Origin of the sequence: Neobacillus sp. 204 (assembly GCF_046562815.1) — a bacterium.
GTDB lineage: Bacteria > Bacillota > Bacilli > Bacillales > Cytobacillaceae > Neobacillus.
The window spans coordinates 247,975-267,747 of the sequence record NZ_JBJORY010000007.1 but is presented as its reverse complement, the minus strand read 5'-3'; the positions used below and the strand labels follow the sequence as shown (position 1 = coordinate 267,747).

The following is a 19,773-nucleotide window of genomic DNA, read 5'->3' as shown; positions in this document are numbered from 1 at the left end:
AATATTAGAAGGGGATGAGGATAGATGGCTAATCATTATAAAAGTATTCTTGTAGCTGTAGACGGTTCAAAGGAAGCTGAATACGCATTTCGCAAAACCATCGATGTGGCAAAACGTAACAAGGGAGCACTAGTAACCATCGTAAACATCATCAATACACGTTCATTCGAAACGTACGACCGTTCAAGTGTTGATCGTGCCCAGCAGCGATCAGAAGCACTATTAAATGGTTACAAGGCACAAGCAGATAGCGAAGGAATAGAAAATGTAAAGGTAGTAATCGAATATGGTTCTCCCAAAACGATCATCACTAAAGAGCTTGCCAGTTTAGTAGAGGCAGATTTAATTATCTGTGGTGCGACGGGGCTAAATGCTGTTGAATTATTCTTACTGGGTTCCGTATCTGAAGCTATCGTACGGACAGCTAATTGTGATGTATTAGTTATCCGTACACCGGAGTGATGATAATTACCCCATTTGATATATTTAATGTATGAAATGATAAAAATGCTGAAAATAGTAGATTTGAAGAAGACTAAGGGTTCCATCAGAGCGATGGGGCCTTTTTTTAGTTATTTCCTTGCTTGTGAGACTAAAAGGGTACAAGGAATTATTCTAGTAGATTCCAGGAATGCCACAGGGGCGGTTGGATGGATCCTGTGGCTTTTTTGAAGTGCATTGGGTCAACTGAACTGCCCCCATGGCCTATGGCCTCCGTTTTTCTTGCATATACTTCATCCATTTCTTCTGCTTATAACTACAAACAACATACCCGACAAGCGAGATCGCTGTAACTCCGCTTGATACCTGCCAGATAAGGTCGTGTGCAATATAGAATCCTGCAGCAATTCCAGTCAAACCGAAAAGAGTTAATTGGAATAACTGCTTTTTGGTATTTTCATAGATGGTAAATTGGAATTGTCTTCGTTGTTCGACTTCCTTTAATTGCTCCAATTTTTGTGGTGCATTTAGGAATTCTGTTACAGAATGAAAGACTTTAAAGATTGGTTGAGATTGGAGCCATTGCCAGACGAACAGCCATTTATTATTCCCTTGTTTATTTAACCACTCCATAAACACCGGTTTGCCTAACTCTAAGATTTCCGCATCGGGAGCTAGGTTACGGATGATTCCTTCAATGGTTACAACGGACCGGCCTAAAAAGACAAATCTGGTTGGAACCTGAATGGGCAGGGCTTGAATCATATCATTGATTTCCAATTTAAAGGCGAGAAGGTCCATTTCTTTTAATTGGGCCGGTTGAAAGGTGATGTATTCCGCTAATATTCGTTCAATCGTTCTGGATTCAGCCTCAGGGAGCAACACGCCTAAATGGAATAAGCAATCCACGGCCTTCGGATAATTTTTGGCGAGAAAGCTTTCGATTAATCCTTGAAAATAACCGGCATCCTTTTTGGAAAGTTCACCAACCATTCCGAAATCTAGTAAAATGATTTTTCCTTCCTTTGAGACAAGAACGTTTCCGGGATGCGGGTCGGCATGGAAGGGACCAGGCTCCATCCATTGAGGAAGGAAGACTTTCAACAGCCGTTGAGCCAGTTCTTGGCGACTTATGGATAATTGGTCCAGTGCCTCGTTATTGGTCAGCCGTAAGCCTTCGACCCATTCCATGACCAGGACATTTCGCGTACTCAATTCTGCATACACAGACGGAATATGGACGATATCCAGCTCTTTAAATCGCTCTTTAAACGCAACGATGGTGTTCAGTTCTTGGGAATAGTCCAGTTCGCGTTCAATAACTTGCTTTACTTCTTTAAAAAGAACTTTAAAATTCATAAATCCCTTGGGAAGAGGGACTAAATGATCCACAAACCACATGACAATACTTAAAATCCGGAAATCCGTTTGGACAATTGAATCGATATGCGGGCGTTTAACTTTTATCGCCACTTCGGTACCATCTTGGAGCACACCTTTATAGACTTCACCGATCGATGCGGAAGCAATCGCCGTTTTTTCAATCGATAGAAAGTGCTGCTGATACAAGCTTCCCCATTCTTTTTCTAAAATTTCCTCAATCTCACTCCAGCTCGAGGGCGGAACTTTATCGGTCAGATCTTCGATTTGGCGGATAAAGGCAGGAGGCAGCAAGTCGGCACGCGTACTCAGGATTTGTCCTACCTTGATGAGCAGGCCTTCTAAATCAAACAGGGTCTTTCGAAACCGTTCTCCGACCTTCCCCCAAAGTTTTTCCCACTCCGCCTTAGGCTTTCTCCGAAACTTATACCAATAAATTTGCAGAAAAATGTAAAAGGCCAGAGAGAGAACCCTCGACATCCGCACCAGCTTATTTTTCGTCCTCATACGAATCCCCACATTCCATTCTAGGTTTTACTATTTATTACGATATTGATAGATAGAAAGTTTCAACTATGTGCATTGTATTGAGAAGTAAGCCGAATAAAGGACAAAACTCATCACAAGAGGACTAGATTTGTCCGTAATAAGCGGTATAAAGGTCAAAACTCATCAAGTTGTTGGTAAAAAAAGCTCGTAAATTTCAAAATAAATAAAACCGTCCTACTATGATCGTCCAAAGAATTAAAGTTAGTAGAGGCAAAGAGATTAGTGTGATTAACCAGGCTCGTTCAAAGAGGTTATAGCCTTTTTTCTCCGCAAACCATTCACATAATAAGATGAGGAGATAAAGCGTGATGAACTGTATAGATAGGGCTAGTAATTTATAGATAACAAAATTTAAGAATCCCTGATTGTCCATGGTTATCCCCTTTCTCTTGTACATGTTTATTCATTTACAGGCGAGAGTATAATCATAAAAGGGCGGGGACAGCGATAATTAGTTTAATTGACCGAGTACCTAGATACTTAGCTAGTCTGGTAAGAAAGAGTCCGTCTTAATGCCCTTTCACCCGGAAATTTTGCCAGTCCGGTAGTTAAGAGTCCGTCTTAATGCCCGACCGCCCGGCGTGATTGCGGAGGAAGGAAGTCCAGAGCAAATCTTCAGTCATCCTAAACAAGAACGGACGAGAGAATTTTTAAAACGGACATTAAAAGAGTCATAAACTAAATTTTTTGAGAAACGAATCCCTTTCATAGTGGATTCGTTTTTTTTTGAATCATTAACTATAGAAAAGCGCTTGCAAAAAAAAGGAGTCACCCTTATAATGAATTTATAACTACCATATTAGTATACTAATATGTCAATCTTCCTGAAAAGGAGGTACAACTTATATTCTCATTTGATATACTTATTTCAGTATAGAAAAGGGAAGAGGAAATCGAATGGTAAACAATATCGTAAATGCAAAAGAATTTGCTTATGAAGAAATAAAAGCGCAGATTTTAAAATTAAAATTAATTCCCGGAACAAAGATCTCTGAAAAAACCATGTCAGACCGATTGAACGTTAGTCGAACACCAATTAGAGAAGCCTTTTTAAAATTGGCGCAGGAAGAATTGTTAACGATCATCCCGCAAAGTGGTACCTTCGTCTCGTTAATCAATATGGATCTTGCCGAAGAAGCTCGTTTTGTTCGCGAGGTCATTGAGAAGAACATTGTCGGATTATGCTGTGAACAAGTTTCGGGAGAATCCGCCTTCAATTTAGAAATGAACTTAAAAATGCAAGAGCATTTAATCAGTCATGATATCGAAAAACAACAGATCGAAAAATTCCATGACTTGGATGAAAATTTTCATAAGGAGTTATTTTTAGCTTGTGGTAAAGAGCGTACATGGAGAATGATTCACAATATGGCGGGTCATTTAAATCGGTTTAGATTGCTAAGATTAATCGACACGAAGGATCTAGACTGGGATGTATTAGTTGACCATCACAAAGAAATTTATCAGGCCATTTCTGAAAAAAATAAAGCAAAAGCAGAAGCACTTATGGGAGATCACATGAGATTGATGCTATCTGAAAAAGATATTTTACTTCAAGCATTCCCTGAATATTTTTATTCACAGGTATAGATAGAACATTATTTTTTTAAAAGGAAGAAAGCGCTGACAAAGGGAGAGAACAACATGCAAATGACATTTCGTTGGTACGGAGAAGGCAATGACTCAATTACGTTAAAACAAATCCGCCAGATTCCTGGAATGAAAGGAGTCGTCTGGGCACTGCATGATGTGCCTGTCGGAGAGCTTTGGCCGGTTGAAAAGATCGAAGAAGTAGTCAAGCAAGCAAATGAGTACGGATTAAATACCGAAGTGGTGGAAAGTGTTAATATTCACGAAGATATAAAGCTTGGATTGCCAACAAGAGACCAATATATCCAGACGTATAAAGAAACCTTGAAGAATTTAAGCCAATTTGGCGTGAAAGTCGTCTGCTACAACTTTATGCCAGTATTTGATTGGTTCCGCACGGATTTATTTAAAGAGATGGAGGATGGCAGCACCGCATTATTCTTCGATGCCCAAAAAGTCCGCTCGTTAACACCGGAACAGGTTGTAAAAAATATGGAAGAGAACACAAAAGATTTCACCCTTCCTGGTTGGGAACCTGAAAGATTAAAGGATTTACAGCATCTCTTTGATCTATATAAGGATATTACCGAAGTGGATTTATTAGAGAACTTGACTTATTTCTTGAAAGAAGTGTGCCCAGTTGCGGAAGAATGCGGAATTAAGATGGCCATTCATCCGGATGATCCGCCATTTTCCATCTTTGGTTTACCAAGGATTGTAAAAAACAAGGAAGATATTCAACGTCTATTAAGTGCGGTAGATAGTTCATCCAATGGGTTAACTTTCTGTTCTGGTTCGTTAGGAGGAAATCCAGCTAATGATTTAGTGGATATTGTCAATTCCTTCGCAGATCGGATTCCTTTTGCCCATATTCGCAATGTAAAGCATTTTGAAGATGGCAGTTTTATTGAGTCGTCCCACCGAGTTGAAGATGGTTCTTTACCGATTACAGGTATAGTAAATGCCCTCTATGAAAAGGGTTTCGATGGTTATATTCGCCCCGATCATGGAAGACATATTTGGGATGAGGTATGCAGACCAGGCTATGGCTTATACGATCGTGCCTTAGGAGCTATGTACTTACAAGGTGCATGGGATACGAATGTATTATTAAAAAAAGAATCACGTAAGAAAACATTGCAAACTGTTCAAGATTAGTAGTCTATCGTAAATGTAAGAATGGGAATAAGATCTTCCTTGTTTCCATTCTTATCACGTTAATGAAAGCGTTTTACCGTTTCTGTGTTGAATATCACAAATATAGGGAGGCGTTATAATGCCTAGAAAGAATAAGGAAATTTCGCTAAAAACGAGTATTGGCTTTGGTTTAACCGATATGATGGGCGGCGGAGCCTTTACCATTATTGGGGCTTGGCTACTATTCTTCTTTACGACGTTTGCTGGCTTAACACCTGTTGAAGGTGCATCAATTATTGCGATTGCCCGGATTGTGGATGCCGTTGTCAGTTTATTTATGGGAAGCTTTTCAGATAACTTCTTTAAATTTAAATTGGGGAGAAAATATGGACGGCGTAGATTTTTCTTACTATTGGGCGCTCCGTTAATGCTCGTGTATGTGTTACTTTGGGTATCAGAAATGAATTTTTTATATTACCTGCTCACTTACTTAGCATTTGAAATTATCGCGGCCATGGTATTAATCCCTTGGGAAACACTGCCATCAGAAATGACAACTGATTTTAATAAGAGAACGAAATTATCAACCGCTCGAATGTTTATTTCAGGTACGGGTACTTTTTTAGCCACATTTATTCCAGGTCAATTATTTGGTGTATTAGGGCAAGATAGTCCGACTGCATTTTTGATTAACGGTGCCCTTTTCGCTGTCATCTTTGCGGTTTGTGTCTTTATCTCTTTCCGCTCCACATGGGAACGAGAAGTATCGCCAGAGGCGATGGAGCAATTTGCAAATCAAAAGAAAGAGCATAAAAGCTTTGCTGAAAATTTAAAGGTCATTACTCAAACACTTGTTGATTTTGCTTCCACTTTTAAAGTAAAGAGTTTCCGTAAGCATTTATTAATTTATATTTGCTCGATGACAGCTAAAGATGCATTTAACGCTGTGTTCGTTTTCTACTGTGTCTATGCATTGAATAGTACTTCCCAAGTTGCAGCCAATTTACTTTCCTTTAGTATTATTGGACTTCCTGGTGCCATTGTTTATGGATTTTTAATGATCAAAATGGGGCCGGCGAATTTGGCGAAAATTTCTTATTCAACGATGATTCTTTGTGTATTTGGATATGGGGCTGTTTATTACCTGCATCCAAGTAACTTGATCCTGACTTTAGGGATTATTTCATTCGTGTATCAAATCGGAAGAAGTATGTTAGAATTCGTACCTTGGAATGTATTCCCATTTATTCCGGATGTAGATGAAATGATTACGAAACAACGTCGCGAAGGGATCTTTGCCTCCGTGATGACCTTCTTTAGAAAATCTTCCGTTGCACTGGCTACATTCTTGGTTGGGGCCGTCTTGGAAGGTGGAGGCTTTGTTCAAAAAGCAACGACACAACCGGAAAGTGCGGTTCATACGATTATAGGTATTATGCTTATTGGAGTGGTTGGACTTCTACTTGTTGCATTAGTTGCTGCCTTTTCCTTTAAATTAAATAAAGAAACACATGGTATTCTTGTCGATGAAGTCAACCGCTTGAAAAACAACGGCAGCAAAGAAAATGTCGATCCAAAAACAAAAGAAGTGGTTGAAGCGCTGACAGGTCATAAATATGAAAAGCTATGGGGTGGCAATACACCAGCTGGCTATCCTCGTGCAAAGGCAAATTAAAAAGAGGGGCGAATGGAATGAAAGCGTTCATGGATAAAGATTTCTTACTTCAAACTGACACAGCAAAAGTGCTCTATCATAACTATGCTGCTAAAATGCCAATTTATGATTATCATTGTCACTTAGACCCTTGTGAAATTTATGAAAATAAAAGATATAAAAATATAACGGAACTGTGGCTAGGCGGTGACCATTATAAATGGCGTGCGATGAGGGCAAATGGAGTAGAAGAATACTACATTACTGGTGAAGCTGATGACTACGAAAAATTTGTCAAATGGGCTGAAACCGTCGAAAAATTGATGGGAAACCCACTGTATCATTGGACACATTCGGAGTTAAAACAATATTTTGATGTGGATACCGTCTTAAAAGGAGCGACTGCTAAAGAAATTTGGGAGACCTGTAATGAGAAGATCCAGAGCCCGAATTTCTCAGCAAGAAGTTTAATCGAGCAATCAAATGTCGCGCTAATCGGGACAACCGACGACCCGATTGATGATTTGCGTTATCATAAGTTGTTACAAGAGGATACCCATTTTTCAACCACGGTTTTGCCAGCCTTTCGCCCGGACATCGTGATGGCGATTCAACATACGCAGCCATGGGCGGATTATGTGGGCAAGCTAGGTAAGCTAACTGGAATTGAAATTACCGATTTCACAAAATTAGTCGATGCCTTAGAGAGTCGAATTGAATATTTTGCAGAAATTGGCTGTAAATTATCCGATCACAGTATCGAGACGGTTGTCTATGAAAAAGCAACTGAACAAGAACTTGATGCCATTGTGAAAAAGGCATTGAACCATGAGTCGATTTCATTAAAGGAAAACCATCAATTTTTAACACAGTTACTTGTAAGCCTTGGTAAGGCCTATCATAAGAATGGCTGGGTTATGCAATACCATATTGGGGCATTGCGAAGTGCCAACACTCGTCTGTTCCGTGCGATTGGTCCGAATGTGGGCGTTGATTCGTTCAGAGATGAGCCTATTGCTGTTCCTCTCTCCCTGCTTTTGGATGAGCTTGATCAGGAGCAGCAGCTTCCTAAAACCATTTTATATGGTTTGAATCCGAAAGATAATGAAGTATTGGCAGCCATGGCCGGCAATTTCCAAGAAGGCGGGATCCCGTCTAAAGTACAGTTTGGTTCGGCCTGGTGGTTTAATGACCACATTGATGGAATGGTCGCTCAAATGAAAATCCTCGGTAATCTTGGATTGTTATCCAGATTCATCGGCATGCTTACCGATTCACGCAGCTTTTTATCCTATAGCCGCCACGAGTACTTTAGAAGAATCTTGTGTAATATCGTTGGTAATTGGGTTGAAAACGGAGAATACCCAAATGATTTAGAATGGTTAGGTCAAATGGTCCAAGATATCTCCTATAACAACGCACTGGAATATTTTGATTTTCAACTCAAGTCTGCCCAGGTGCCGTTGGTGTAAAGAAGTAAGAAGGAGGAGCCGCATTGCTTTTACTAGAAAAAGACCAGCTAAAAACCAATAAAGATAAATTTGAAGAGATTGGGATTAAAACACCAGCATTTAATTTTGAAGAAGTTTGGGAAGAAACGAAAAAGGAGCCAATCTGGTTACATTTCGGGGGCGGAAATTTATTTAGAGCGTTTCATTCTGTTTTACAGCAGCATTTAATCGAGAAGAATGAAACTAATAAAGGGATTATTGTGGCTTCCACCTCTGATGATGCTTTGATTGAAAAAATCTATCAACCTTATGATAATCTAAGCCTCGATGTCGTGATGAAAGCTGATGGTTCATTGGATATGGAAGTGATCGCAAGTGTGGCGGAAAGTATTGCAACCTATAACGGTCCATCCTCATGGCAGCGTTTAAAAGAGGTGGCAAGTCATTCATCCCTGCAATTCATTTCCCTTTCGATCACGGAAAAAGGGTATGACTTAAAGGATATGAATGGAGAAATCCGGGCGTCGGTCCGCGAAGAAATCGCGCAAGGACTGGATCAGCCTAAAAAACATACCATGCTTTTGCTGGCAACGCTTTTACACGAAAGATATCAACATGGAAAAGCTCCTTTAGCACTCGTAAGTACAGATAATTTCTCCCACAATGGGGACAAGCTGAAAGAAGCCGTTCTTACCGTTGCTTCGATTTGGAAGGAACATGGTGCGGTGGAGCAAGGATTTATCGATTATTTAAATGATGAAACATTCATCACGTATCCATGGAGTATGATTGATAAAATTACGCCGCTTCCTTCGGTAACCGTACAAGAAAAGTTAACAGACTTAGGATTTGGCAGTGCCGAATTGATTCCAAAAAGAAAAAATGGGTCGCTCGTTGCACCATTTGTGAATACTGAGGAATCTGAATACCTGGTTATTGAGGATCGTTTTCCAAATGGAAGACCGTCGTTAGAAAAAGTAGGTGTCTACTTTACCGAACAAAAAGTGGTCGATCTTGTCGAACGAATGAAAGTATGTACTTGTTTAAATCCCCTTCATACCGCTTTAGCGATCTTTGGCTGCTTGCTTGATTATACTTCAATCGCGGATGAAATGAAGGATGAAGATTTGAAGGCATTAGTCGAAAAAATCGGCTACGACGAAGGGATGAAGGTTGTCACCGATCCTGGAATTATTGACCCAATGGCGTTTATTAAAGAAGTCATTGAAGTACGTTTTCCAAATCCGAATAATCCGGATACACCGCAGCGAATTGCGTCAGATACGTCGCAGAAACTAGGAATTCGCTTTGGGGAAACCATTAAATTGTATGTCCAAAGAGAAGATCTTGATGTCAATGATTTATCATTTATCCCATTAACGATTGCTGCTTGGTGCCGCTATCTGTTGGGCTTGAATGATTCGGGTGAAAAAATGAACATTAGTCCAGACCCACTTTTAGAAGATTTACAGCAATATCTTCAAACGATCGAATTTGGCCGTCCCGAATCAGTCGGAACCCATTTACGTCCAATACTCTCAAACCAAAGAATCTTTGGTATTGATTTGTATGAAGTTGGCTTGGGGGAAAAAGTAGAAGAATTCTTCAAGCAGCTGATAAAAGGACCAGGCGCAGTAAGATCGACATTGCATCATCAATTCCATTTATAATTCTGTAAGGGGTGACTCAGAGAGACTTAGAAGCTACTAGTTTTTGAGTCACTCTTTTTTCTTTTTTAAATTCAAAGGGACCTGGACTGGTCCCTTATTCATTCATTAAATAGATGGGGTGTACTAATGACGACAGAATTATTAACAAACTTGGCAAAAGAAAAAATCATTGCGATTGTTCGAGGAATTCCAAAAGGCAGTGGAGAGCTGACATCGAAGGCCCTTGAGGCTGGTGGGGTATCCTTTCTTGAGGTTACCCTTAATACTGAGGGTGCCTTGACTATGATCGATGAGTTGAGGGGTAAATTTGGCGGCCGATTACGTGTTGGGGCAGGGACCGTTTTGAACCTTAAGATGGCTAAAGAGGCAATTGCAGCAGGTTCAGAATATCTCATTTCTCCGAATTTGGACGAAGAAGTGTTGACCTATGGGTTAGAACAAGGTGTTGAAGTATGGCCAGGCACAATGACTCCATCCGAGATTGTCCGGGCCTACACCCTTGGCGCCACTGCGGTAAAAGTGTTCCCGATTGGGTCTTTAGGTGTGAAATACATTAAGGATCTCCGTGCCCCGCTTTCCCATATTCCAATGGTGGCAACTGGAGGAGTTAATTTGGATAATATTAAGGAAGTGTTAGGATATGGTGCCACGGCTGTAGGGCTTGGTGGCAATCTTGTTGATAACGGACTGATTCAAAAGGGTGATTTTGAACAAATCACTAAGCTCGCTGAGGCATATACGAAGCTTGCAAAAGGAGTTGAGATCCATGCCTAAGAATCGAGAAGTGGATGTGGTCACGATTGGCGAGAGCATGGTCCTCTTCCAGCCGATGAGTGAAAAGGGAATTAAATATGAAGCGCTATTTACAAAAACTCTTGGTGGCGCGGAATCCAATTTAGCCATTGGCTTAACGAGGATGGGGAAAAAGGTACGCTGGATTAGTAAAGTGGGCAAGGATCCGTTCGGTGACTTTATCCTCTCGACGCTAGCTGGTGAAGGAGTGGACGTATCGCATGCTCTTAAATGTGAGCATTCACCAACCGCTCTTTATTATAAAGACTTAAAGGGATTTGGCGACCCGATGGTTTACTATTATCGGAAGAATTCAGCTGCCAGTAAGTTGCATCCTTCTGATATCCAAGATGAATGGTTATTGGGTGCGAAACATCTTCATGTAACAGGCATTACGCCGGCATTGGGAGAACATACAGCAGCAGCCATTCGTCAAGCAATGGAGCGGGCACGGGAAAAAGGAATGACTATATCCTTTGATCCAAACTTACGAAGAAAGCTCTGGAGTGAGGAAGAAGCAAGAGAAACTCTGCTCTCCCTGATCCCGTTATGTGATGTATTTTTACCAGGCATTGAAGAAGCAGAGTTTCTACTTGGAAAACTAGACATCAAAGCGTATGGGGAGAAATTTCTAGAGATGGGACCGAGTGTTGTAGCCTTAAAGCTTGGTGCGGAAGGTTCGATGGGGTTTGTGAAGGATGATACCGTCTTAGCTGCGCCCTATACTGTTTCACAGGTGGTTGATACGGTTGGTGCCGGAGATGCCTTTGCAGCGGGTTTTCTATCGGTATTTCTGGAAAGGTATCAACAGGAAAAAAACGAAATTACCTCTGAACACTTGCTGAATGCGCTGGAAAGAGCTAACATTTTAGGGGCTCTAGCGACTCAATTTAAAGGCGATTGGGAAGGGATTCCTACACTCGAAGAGCTAAATGCTCTAGTTAATGGACTAGGTAATATCACAAGATAAAGAACCCAAGGAAGGATCTAATTCTTTGAGAGAAATAGATAGGAGAAAAGCTGAATGGAGATTCTCTCTATTCAGCTTTCGTTTTTACTCTATTATTTCTAGTTGAGACTTTAATTCGTTTTGGACCCTTTGTTTTTCTTCTGTTGAAATCAACCCGTAATAGATGTTATCAATCCTTGTCCCTTCTTCTTTTAACTCCATTTGCTCAATAGATGTTCCTACATGTTTATATCCTTTTTGAATACCTACCATTTGATCGAAAGTAAGGTTCGTTTTTACATTTTTACCTAGCACGGTAAAAATATCGGAGAACTTGGTTAGACTTGATAAACTAGCCCCTTCTTTGAGCACACCTTCAATTATTTGACGTTGTCTAGTTTGGCGGCCAAAGTCGCCTCTAGGGTCTTGTTTTCTCATTCTTGTATAGCTTAAAGCCTTTTTACCGTTAAGAGTCAATTCCCCTTTTGCAAAATGGTATCCATCTTGGGTGAAATCTAAGTCATTCTTCACCTTTACGCCGCCAACCGCATCGACCATATCGGTGAATCCTTTCATATTAACCTCAATATAATAGTCAATTGGTATGTCAAGAAAGTTTTCAACTGTATCTATGGACATTGGAATACCGCCAAAGGCATAGGCATGGTTAATCTTGTCCTGTGTTCCTTTTCCAATAATTTCCGTTCGAGTATCACGTGGAATACTAAGCATTTTTACGGAATTATTGTTGGGATTAACCGTTAATACAATCATTGTATCAGAGCGGCCCGAGTCTCCTTCTCGCTCGTCAACACCAAGCATTAACACGGAAAAAGGATCTTTTTCCTTGAGTGATACAGGCACCTCGCGTTTTTCAGAGTGTTTTCGTTCCATCGGTTGATGCATCGCAGCAACCGCACTTTTAAGAGAGTTATATACAATGGACCCGTATACTCCACTGCCAATTAATATGATTAGAAGGATTGTGCCGGTAACCTTTACCCATTTTCTAAGTCGTCGTTTTCTTTTTTTTAATCGCATTCATAAACCTCCGAACTATAGGAATCAGTTGTTCATATCATACGATAAAAGTAATTGAAAGTCGTCCATCTTTCGCCGTAATTGTCAAAATGTGTCGGAACTCCTATGGATTAGGGTTGAAAAAATGTGCTTAAGAACGAATTAAGTCGCAGTATTATGGTTGATTATGACTAGATTAAAAGTAATAACGATGCTTATGAATTTCTGTTGATCGTACATTATCTTATGTATACCAAGCAAGATTCATTGATTATATACGATCAATATGATACATCTCAATGGAGGAAATCTTTAGCAAACTGGTTTTTTAGATCAAAAAAGGTTTACAGTATTACTAACAACATCATTTGAAAGGAGCATAAATCGATGCGATTAGAAGGGAAAAAAGTACTTAGTCTTGTGCACCATGATTTTGAAGATTTAGAGCTGTGGTACCCAATCCTCAGACTTCAGGAAGAGGGGGCCGTCGTTCATCTTGCTGGTGAAAAAGCGAATGAAAAGTATATTGGGAAGTACGGCGTACCGGCTGCTTCCGAATTTGCCTATGGCGAGATTTGCGCGGAAGATTATGATGCAATCTTAGTTCCTGGAGGATGGGCTCCAGATAAAATTCGGCGCTTTCCAGAAGTCCTGTCGCTATTGCAGCAGATGAATACCGCTGGAAAGCCAATCGGACAAATTTGCCACGCTGGCTGGGTCCTGATATCTGCCAAAATTCTTGATGGCAAAAAAGTAACAAGTACCCCGGGGATTAAAGATGATATGGAAAATGCAGGCGCTATTTGGTATGACGAACCTGTGGTTGTTGACGGCCACCTTGTCTCCAGCCGCCGTCCGCCGGATCTACCTGACTACCTACGGGAATTTATCAATGTATTAGAAAAGAAATAGTCTTTGACTATATATAGACGCCCGAACCCAGGTAAAAAAGGGCGGGACGGTCGTCAATAGTCTCTCGGGGCAGTCCCCAGCTAAACAAAAACTTAATGTGATAACATGGAAAAGAAGATGGCGATCAATTGTTCGCTGTCTTTTTTTCGTTTAGCAATGGAGGAGCTATTCGTGACCAACAGCAACAATTTTTTTGGTAAATATAATCTTTATTTGTGACGGTCAGCATCATTTTTTGGAGAGACCGGACACAAATAACCTCTAATCGTTCCCATCCGTATGATTTTTGAGAGGAAACGGTCACAATCCCTACCTCAACTTAATTTTTTAAAGAATGATTGGGTTCTATGAAAGGAAAGATAGTAAAACGATGTTCCGCCACGACCTTCAATCCACCACTATGAAACTTTTCCCCAGATCATACGTATGTATTCTTTAATAAACGAACGAGGGTGACTCACCATACATGGAAACACGAGATGATTTATTGAAAGAGTTAGCTGTTATTGAGAAGTGGGAAAATGGACAGAGTGATCTTTGGATTTGGGATCGCCTTGGACGGCTGCCCTTTAAAATTCTCGATAAAATTACGCCGCAATTCATCCACAACCAAGTAGGTAAACTACTGGAAGAAATCGGTTCCTATATTCAAAATGGCGGTAGCTATTTAATTAAAGAACAAAATCTATTTGATAAAATTGAAAAAGAGACAGGCAAGCAAATCAACCAGGTATCTGATATCGAGGATATCCCGTTAACTGCAATGGATAAGTTAAGCCAGGAGCTAACCGGACAATGGAAGAAGTTTGCGACGATTCAAGGAGCGAGCACAGGAATCGGCGGGATTTTTACTCTTGCACTCGATGTTCCAGCATTAATGGGCATTTCATTAAAAACACTACAGGAAATTGCCATCATCCATGGGTTTGATCCAAACGAAAAAAGCGAACGCGTTTTTATGATTAAATGCCTGCAGTTTTCATCTGCTGATATCGTTGGCAAGCGAGCAATTCTCAATGAGCTTTCCAGCTATTATCAACAAGGGAGTGGTTCTAGTGAAATGATGTCGCAGCTGCAAGGCTGGCGCGAGGTTGTTTATACATACAGAGACCAGTTTGGATGGAAGAAGCTGTTTCAGATGGTACCTGTTGCGGGGATGATCTTCGGTGCATTTACAAATAGAACCATGATTAATGACCTTGCTGAGACGGGAATTATGCTGTACCGGAAAAGAAGAATTCTTGAGAGATTGCAAACAAAATAGGGCAAGTTTCTTTAGAAAAGGGGCAGCATTTTGGACTTCCCCTTTAAAACTAAACAGAAAAAAGGCCGAATCCAATGGACCCGACCACTAACTCTATTCAGCAATCAAAACAGCGATATTAGATTCTAACTAGAGTTTCAGTTTTTTCCTCAAAGTAGTTATGCATAAGTGAATTAAGTTTTATGGAAAGGTTGATGTATTCGGAACTGCTAGGTCCGACCTGCTTATATATTTCGTGTAGTTTCGTTTTAAGATTAACGATTTCTAGTAAAAGTTCCATGTTTTCCATTTGAGTAGCTTCGATTGTTTTCATCATACACCTCAAAAATAAATTTTTTACTGCCATTGGTTTGGAAGGCATGATGACTTGATTCCTGTCTTTTTTCGTCTTCTATTGATAACACAATTCCAATACCATTATGATAGTAACATAGTCGAATTTGCATGTGAACAACGAAAAAAAAAGTAAAAATATTAGAAAAAAGGTAAATAATATTGGTATACCATATCTATTCAACATGAGATTTCTAACTGCTTGAAAATAAACATCTCCTATATTTCGACAAATTATATTGTAATAACATCAAAATGAAAAATAAAAATATTTTAAAATTTCAAATAATTTTTATCAAAAAAAGAATCCGGCCGATTGCCGGATCTAAACAAAATATATTAAAGGGGGTTTAGGAAAAAGAGAAAGGTAAATGCTGTCCTCTTCATGTATTTATCTTACCGTTTAATCATGAACAAACTATGAATAAACCGTTTATATTTTATTAAGTTTTAATAGAGATTTTCAGCAACGGCTAATAAATAGTAGGCTCCGAGGTAGATAGTTTATGATGGACTATTTATGTGTCTCCATCTGAACTAATAAAATACCTCAAAAAAAAGCATCCTTGATAGGATGCAATCATATTGTTTGAACATGTAGATAAGATTCGCTTGTTGGCTCAATTCTGAAGCCGTGGTTACGATTTGTTCGAATGATTGATGGAAGTCTTCCATCTTTAGTGACTGTTCCTGGGAATCGGAAGCAATATGTTGAATGGTGGTGATGATTTTTTCAAGGTTCGCCACCATTCCCTTTAATTGTGGTTCTACCCCTTCTACGGTTTCCCGATTATTTTCAGCCATTTTCTCAATTTCCTTCGCTACTACAGCAAACCCTTTTCCATGCTCTCCGGAACGAACCGCTTCTATGGAGGCATTTAAACCCAGAATCCGGGATCTAACCGACGTTTTCTTTAATAACCCAAGAATTTCCTCGATTTTTTTAATTTCATCCCGAAGTAAACTAGTTTCCGCATTAAGATTTTTAAGTTCTATAGCAATGCGTTCGCTTACTTTTGTGACGTCTTCGGATGATGCAGCTAGTTCTCCACTTACCCCAGTTAGTTTATGAGCACCTTTGCGCAAAATATCTACTTTATTATTAGAAACAATCGTTGAAATAACCCCGATTACTTCGTCGTTCTCGATAATTGGCGTTGCCGTTGAAATGTATGCTACTCCAAAGGATTCTGTTCCTCGTTCTTCCTTTTGTGGCTTACCAGTAAGCAAAGCGTTGTGTGTGACCGTTCCTTTGAAATGATCAGCAGGAGCACCAATAGGAATTTTTAAATCTATTGTTTTACCAGGAAGATATCCTATAACCTTATCTGTATCTGCTAAAACGATACATGCATCTTCAGCATGGGTAGATTGTATGATTTCCAAGTTATTTAGCAATTGCTGTAACCGATCCAAAATAATTCCTCCGTTTGGTTTTATGATGTAAGTATAATAAATATAACATTTTTCACATAAGGTTACAGACTATTTAAAAAATAATTTTATAAAATATAATTAATTTTACCCGGTACTTTCCAACTAGTAATAAAAGTGGGTTTTGATGTAGAAAAACATAAATTTTGTCAAAAATTGTGTTTTTTTGAAAGAGAGGAAATGATAAAATAGATTGATAAATTAAGGTGTGTAGTATGATGCCTCATTTGCTGGGCAATAAAGGTATACATAACGTAATTGTAATGAAAAGGGAGTTACAGAAGATGCCAAATATGAAAGAAATAAAAACACCACTGGTTCTTTTCAATATTCACTATTTTAAAGATGAAAAGGGAACTTATTATAAAAAGAAGGGTGATGAGCATCGCATAATGGTAAGACCTTTTTGGAAAATGAAACGAATCAAATTTGGGATTCCGGTTTTATTAGTTCTTGCCCTAGGCTTAGCTGGCTACAAGATTGGGATGAGCCTAGCTTCGGAAAAAATGGTGAACGAACTTGCGAGTCAAATGACGAAGGAAGATTATGATAACCTTTTAAAGGATCCTAGTGTACAGCAAATCGTTGCAAAAGAATTAGGTTCAGATCAAAAAAGTGAGCTGCTGAATAATCTATCATCGGATTCTACTATTAAGGAAAATAATGGACAGGATACTCAATCAGTAACTAATAATGAATCCGGTAAAGAAACGGAAAATGCAGATTCAAATAAAGATAAGGAAACGGCCGCAACAAGTCCAGTTTCGAATAAAGATCAGAACAGAGCAACCTCGGAAGATAAGAGTAAGGATACATCGAATGTGAAGCAACCTTCTGAGGAAAAAGTAGAGCCTGGATTACAGTTCAGTTCCAATCAAGAGGTCATGAAATTTTTATTATCAAAGTTTTCCATGGGTGAGCTTAGTGTATTAGCCAAAAAGGCACAAGGCGGGGTTACTGCACAAGAGAAGGAAGAGATTAAAAATACAGTTCTGGGTAGACTTTCAACAGAAGAATACAATGCCCTGAAGGTATATGCTGCTATTAACATAAGTAAAAGGCAATAGACTGTAATAGTCCTATCACTAGTTGTACCATGCAAACCTCCTCAAGCCAGGAGGTTTTTTTATGCAAAAACTGAAGAATAAAGCTAAACACAAAAAAATAAACACAAACGGTATCAGGCACTGTTTGTGTTTATTTATTAAGGCTCTTTTCGTAAACTTTGTTGCTGTTGGAGAATTATAAAGGTCATTTACTAGGTTTCTAGGCAATTTTCGCAAAAGTTCTTACGAAAAGATGCCACGAAGCAAATAGTTATTCGGGTTGATGAACTTATACGAAAAGCAACAATCTATGCGAAAATAGCCTTTATTAAAAAGATATTTATCTTCCTAGTACTGTTATTACCCTACTGCTGCTAACGTTATTAGATTTATCTTTTGCTGTAATGGCCAATACTGTACCTTTCTTTTGGGCCTTGATTTTCACACTGAATTTTCCTTTAGAGGAAGTCTTACCAGTTGCAATTACTTTTGAACCTTTTTTGATTGTAATGTAGGAATTAGCTTCTGCTGTCCCTCTGACTACTTTATCATTTGAATGAACATAATATACTCTTGGTTTCGCTGGAGCGATCTTATCAAGTACTTTAGTTGATTTTCCATAACTTACATTACCAGCAGCATCCTTAGCTGTTACAATAAGGGTTGAACCAGCTTTTTGAGCTTTTTTAATTGAAATGCTGAATGTACCTTTAGAAGATGCTTTACCTGTTGCTACGGTTGTCTTGCCGTCTTTGATTGTAATGTAGGAATAAGCTTCTGCTTTACCTTTGATAGTTTTATCATTATTGTCAACGGAATAAACAGTTGGTGTTGCTGGAGCGGTCTTATCAAGAACTTTGATTGATCTTGCTTTACTTACATTACCAGCGGAATCTTTAGCTGTTACATAAAGAGTTGAACCAGCTTTTTGAGCCTTCATGGAAATACTGAACGTACCGTTGGAAGCCGTTTTACCGCTAGCAACGGTTGTACTTCCATTTTTGACTGTAATTGTTGAGTTAGCTTCCGCTTTACCTTTAATTGCAGTATCATTATTGTCCACTGGATATACAGTTGGAATTGCCGGTGCAACAATATCCGGGTTAATCGTGATGTCTTTGGTGATAATTGGTTGGTTCAAATAGTAAGCAACTACTTTTACTTTTCCCGCTTTTTTGGCAATTAGCTTATTGCCTGTGAAGGTAGCGATGGATGAGTTATTCGTTTTCCAAACTACATCATGAGTAAGATCTAAACTCTCATTCATAAATGGTGCTTTAAAGCTGTATGCAGGTGCAGTAGTTCCTATTGTATATGTGCTAGCACCATATATATTTCCGCCTTCGCCTCGAATCAACCCTGATGAAAAAGCCGCAGATGCCATTTTCGTTGGGTCAATAGCTTTTTCTAAATTTGTTTTCATTGTAAGGAATTCAGTCACTGAGATTCCTAACTCTTGATAGAGGCCATCAAAATTGCTGAATTCATTTTGAGTATCATTAATTGCAGCTGTTACAAGTTGATCAAAGTATGTATATCCCCCGTTTACATAGGAGTTAATTATTTCAACTTTTAGGTTATCCTCAAATGCATTTAATATTGAAATCAAATCATCAGATGATAGCTTTCCGGCAAAAATTTTGGAATGAGCACTTTTGAATGTTTCTAATTCTTTAGAGAGATTAGTAGAATTGGTTTGATATAGAAGTTTTGCAATATCTTTAGCTAGAATAACAGCTGTTCCATTTGATGTTTGGGCATCGATTTTTTTAATTAAATTTGGTCCAAGAATTGTAGTGAAGTTTGCTTTCGAGATATTGTTATAAGCAACGTTAATATCAGCAATATCGGAAGCAGTAAGATTTTTATAGATTTCATCCTGTGCTACTGCGGTGAAATCTGCAATCCCTGTTGCATGAACCGCATTTGGAGCAAACGTAAGGTTAGCCGCAAAGGGTGTAAGGGCGATGGTACTCGCCATGAGTAAATTGAGGGTTCGTTTACGAAACGGTGTTTTCACTAATAAATTCCTCCAAGATTCATATTCTTTGATTATTATACTTTAAAGAATAAAAGGAAGAAAGGAAAAAATAGGGTAAAAAAGGAAGGATTGTCGAAACGAGGCCGAAATTTTATGTTAATTGCAAGTGT

16 protein-coding genes and 1 pseudogene are annotated in these 19,773 nt (G+C 39.1%); 12 read left to right on the top strand and 5 right to left on the bottom strand.

All coding sequences use genetic code 11. The features are described from left to right. Nucleotides 1–24 precede the first annotated feature (24 nt). Nucleotides 25–462: a universal stress protein gene (locus tag ACJ004_RS16490; protein WP_410894211.1), complete on the top strand. Its 438-nt coding sequence runs from the start codon at nucleotides 25–27 to the stop codon at nucleotides 460–462. A 243-nt stretch (nucleotides 463–705) separates the two neighbouring features. On the opposite strand, the gene ACJ004_RS16485 is transcribed toward ACJ004_RS16490, so the two are convergent. After that, nucleotides 706–2,328, bottom strand: a complete 1,623-nt coding sequence (locus ACJ004_RS16485; RefSeq protein WP_410894210.1) for an ABC1 kinase family protein — start codon at nucleotides 2,326–2,328, stop codon at nucleotides 706–708. A gap of 620 nt (nucleotides 2,329–2,948) precedes the next feature. Here ACJ004_RS16485 and ACJ004_RS16480 point away from each other — a divergent pair. The 8 genes and pseudogenes from ACJ004_RS16480 to ACJ004_RS16445 form a co-directional block, all read left to right on the top strand. Further along, nucleotides 2,949–3,047: pseudogene (locus tag ACJ004_RS16480) on the top strand (amino acid ABC transporter ATP-binding protein); the annotation flags it as partial. 220 nt (nucleotides 3,048–3,267) lie between these two features. Beyond that, nucleotides 3,268–3,960: a GntR family transcriptional regulator gene (locus tag ACJ004_RS16475; protein WP_410894209.1), complete on the top strand. Its 693-nt coding sequence runs from the start codon at nucleotides 3,268–3,270 to the stop codon at nucleotides 3,958–3,960. 54 nt (nucleotides 3,961–4,014) lie between these two features. Further along, nucleotides 4,015–5,118 carry a mannonate dehydratase gene (uxuA, locus tag ACJ004_RS16470; protein WP_410894208.1) on the top strand — a complete coding sequence of 368 codons (1,104 nt, stop codon included), beginning with the start codon at nucleotides 4,015–4,017 and terminating at the stop codon, nucleotides 5,116–5,118. 118 nt (nucleotides 5,119–5,236) lie between these two features. Beyond that, nucleotides 5,237–6,772, top strand: a complete 1,536-nt coding sequence (locus ACJ004_RS16465; protein WP_410894207.1) for an MFS transporter — start codon at nucleotides 5,237–5,239, stop codon at nucleotides 6,770–6,772. Between the two features lie 17 nt (nucleotides 6,773–6,789). Continuing rightward, the gene (uxaC, locus tag ACJ004_RS16460; RefSeq protein ID WP_410894206.1) at nucleotides 6,790–8,223 is read left to right on the top strand and encodes a glucuronate isomerase; all 1,434 of its coding nucleotides are present in this window, start codon (nucleotides 6,790–6,792) and stop codon (nucleotides 8,221–8,223) included. Between the two features lie 23 nt (nucleotides 8,224–8,246). Continuing rightward, nucleotides 8,247–9,872 (top strand): mannitol dehydrogenase family protein, encoded by a 1,626-nt coding sequence (locus ACJ004_RS16455; RefSeq protein ID WP_410894205.1) that lies wholly within the window; start codon nucleotides 8,247–8,249, stop codon nucleotides 9,870–9,872. A 126-nt stretch (nucleotides 9,873–9,998) separates the two neighbouring features. Further along, complete coding sequence (locus ACJ004_RS16450; RefSeq protein ID WP_410894203.1) at nucleotides 9,999–10,646, top strand: bifunctional 4-hydroxy-2-oxoglutarate aldolase/2-dehydro-3-deoxy-phosphogluconate aldolase; 648 nt, start codon at nucleotides 9,999–10,001, stop codon at nucleotides 10,644–10,646. Further along, nucleotides 10,639–11,634: a sugar kinase gene (locus ACJ004_RS16445; RefSeq protein WP_410894201.1), complete on the top strand. Its 996-nt coding sequence runs from the start codon at nucleotides 10,639–10,641 to the stop codon at nucleotides 11,632–11,634. Before ACJ004_RS16450 ends, ACJ004_RS16445 begins: the two co-directional genes overlap by 8 nt. An 84-nt stretch (nucleotides 11,635–11,718) precedes the next feature. On the opposite strand, the gene tagU is transcribed toward ACJ004_RS16445, so the two are convergent. After that, complete coding sequence (tagU, locus tag ACJ004_RS16440) at nucleotides 11,719–12,654, bottom strand: polyisoprenyl-teichoic acid--peptidoglycan teichoic acid transferase TagU (protein ID WP_410894199.1); 936 nt, start codon at nucleotides 12,652–12,654, stop codon at nucleotides 11,719–11,721. Nucleotides 12,655–13,020: 366 nt separating this feature from the next. On the opposite strand from tagU, the gene ACJ004_RS16435 reads away from it, so the two are divergent. Next, a complete protein-coding gene (locus ACJ004_RS16435; protein ID WP_410894198.1) occupies nucleotides 13,021–13,545 on the top strand; it encodes a type 1 glutamine amidotransferase domain-containing protein in 525 nt (174 codons plus the stop codon). 466 nt (nucleotides 13,546–14,011) lie between these two features. Continuing rightward, nucleotides 14,012–14,809 (top strand): EcsC family protein, encoded by a 798-nt coding sequence (locus tag ACJ004_RS16430; RefSeq protein WP_410894197.1) that lies wholly within the window; start codon nucleotides 14,012–14,014, stop codon nucleotides 14,807–14,809. A 118-nt stretch (nucleotides 14,810–14,927) separates the two neighbouring features. Here the strand turns inward: ACJ004_RS16430 and ACJ004_RS16425 are convergent, their stop codons facing one another. Together ACJ004_RS16425 and ACJ004_RS16420 are read right to left on the bottom strand one after the other, a co-directional pair. Next, a complete protein-coding gene (locus ACJ004_RS16425; RefSeq protein WP_410894196.1) occupies nucleotides 14,928–15,122 on the bottom strand; it encodes a Spo0E family sporulation regulatory protein-aspartic acid phosphatase in 195 nt (64 codons plus the stop codon). Nucleotides 15,123–15,679: 557 nt separating this feature from the next. Continuing rightward, nucleotides 15,680–16,558: a methyl-accepting chemotaxis protein gene (locus ACJ004_RS16420; protein ID WP_410894195.1), complete on the bottom strand. Its 879-nt coding sequence runs from the start codon at nucleotides 16,556–16,558 to the stop codon at nucleotides 15,680–15,682. Between the two features lie 302 nt (nucleotides 16,559–16,860). On the opposite strand from ACJ004_RS16420, the gene ACJ004_RS16415 reads away from it, so the two are divergent. Then, nucleotides 16,861–17,643, top strand: a complete 783-nt coding sequence (locus ACJ004_RS16415; RefSeq protein WP_410894194.1) for a hypothetical protein — start codon at nucleotides 16,861–16,863, stop codon at nucleotides 17,641–17,643. Nucleotides 17,644–17,962: 319 nt separating this feature from the next. On the opposite strand, the gene ACJ004_RS16410 is transcribed toward ACJ004_RS16415, so the two are convergent. Further along, complete coding sequence (locus ACJ004_RS16410; RefSeq protein ID WP_410894193.1) at nucleotides 17,963–19,642, bottom strand: Ig-like domain-containing protein; 1,680 nt, start codon at nucleotides 19,640–19,642, stop codon at nucleotides 17,963–17,965. Nucleotides 19,643–19,773: the final 131 nt, after the last annotated feature.

Excerpts from the sequence above, each read along its gene's own strand:
- ACJ004_RS16490 (WP_410894211.1), top strand. The coding sequence starts at position 25 with ATGGCTAATCATTATAAAAGTATTCTTGTAGCTGTAGACGGTTCAAAG.
- ACJ004_RS16485 (WP_410894210.1), bottom strand. The coding sequence starts at position 2,328 with ATGAGGACGAAAAATAAGCTGGTGCGGATGTCGAGGGTTCTCTCTCTG.
- ACJ004_RS16475 (WP_410894209.1), top strand. The coding sequence starts at position 3,268 with ATGGTAAACAATATCGTAAATGCAAAAGAATTTGCTTATGAAGAAATA.
- uxuA (WP_410894208.1), top strand. The coding sequence starts at position 4,015 with ATGCAAATGACATTTCGTTGGTACGGAGAAGGCAATGACTCAATTACG.
- ACJ004_RS16465 (WP_410894207.1), top strand. The coding sequence starts at position 5,237 with ATGCCTAGAAAGAATAAGGAAATTTCGCTAAAAACGAGTATTGGCTTT.
- uxaC (WP_410894206.1), top strand. The coding sequence starts at position 6,790 with ATGAAAGCGTTCATGGATAAAGATTTCTTACTTCAAACTGACACAGCA.
- ACJ004_RS16450 (WP_410894203.1), top strand. The coding sequence starts at position 9,999 with ATGACGACAGAATTATTAACAAACTTGGCAAAAGAAAAAATCATTGCG.
- ACJ004_RS16445 (WP_410894201.1), top strand. The coding sequence starts at position 10,639 with ATGCCTAAGAATCGAGAAGTGGATGTGGTCACGATTGGCGAGAGCATG.
- tagU (WP_410894199.1), bottom strand. The coding sequence starts at position 12,654 with ATGCGATTAAAAAAAAGAAAACGACGACTTAGAAAATGGGTAAAGGTT.
- ACJ004_RS16435 (WP_410894198.1), top strand. The coding sequence starts at position 13,021 with ATGCGATTAGAAGGGAAAAAAGTACTTAGTCTTGTGCACCATGATTTT.
- ACJ004_RS16430 (WP_410894197.1), top strand. The coding sequence starts at position 14,012 with ATGGAAACACGAGATGATTTATTGAAAGAGTTAGCTGTTATTGAGAAG.
- ACJ004_RS16425 (WP_410894196.1), bottom strand. The coding sequence starts at position 15,122 with ATGAAAACAATCGAAGCTACTCAAATGGAAAACATGGAACTTTTACTA.
- ACJ004_RS16415 (WP_410894194.1), top strand. The coding sequence starts at position 16,861 with ATGCCAAATATGAAAGAAATAAAAACACCACTGGTTCTTTTCAATATT.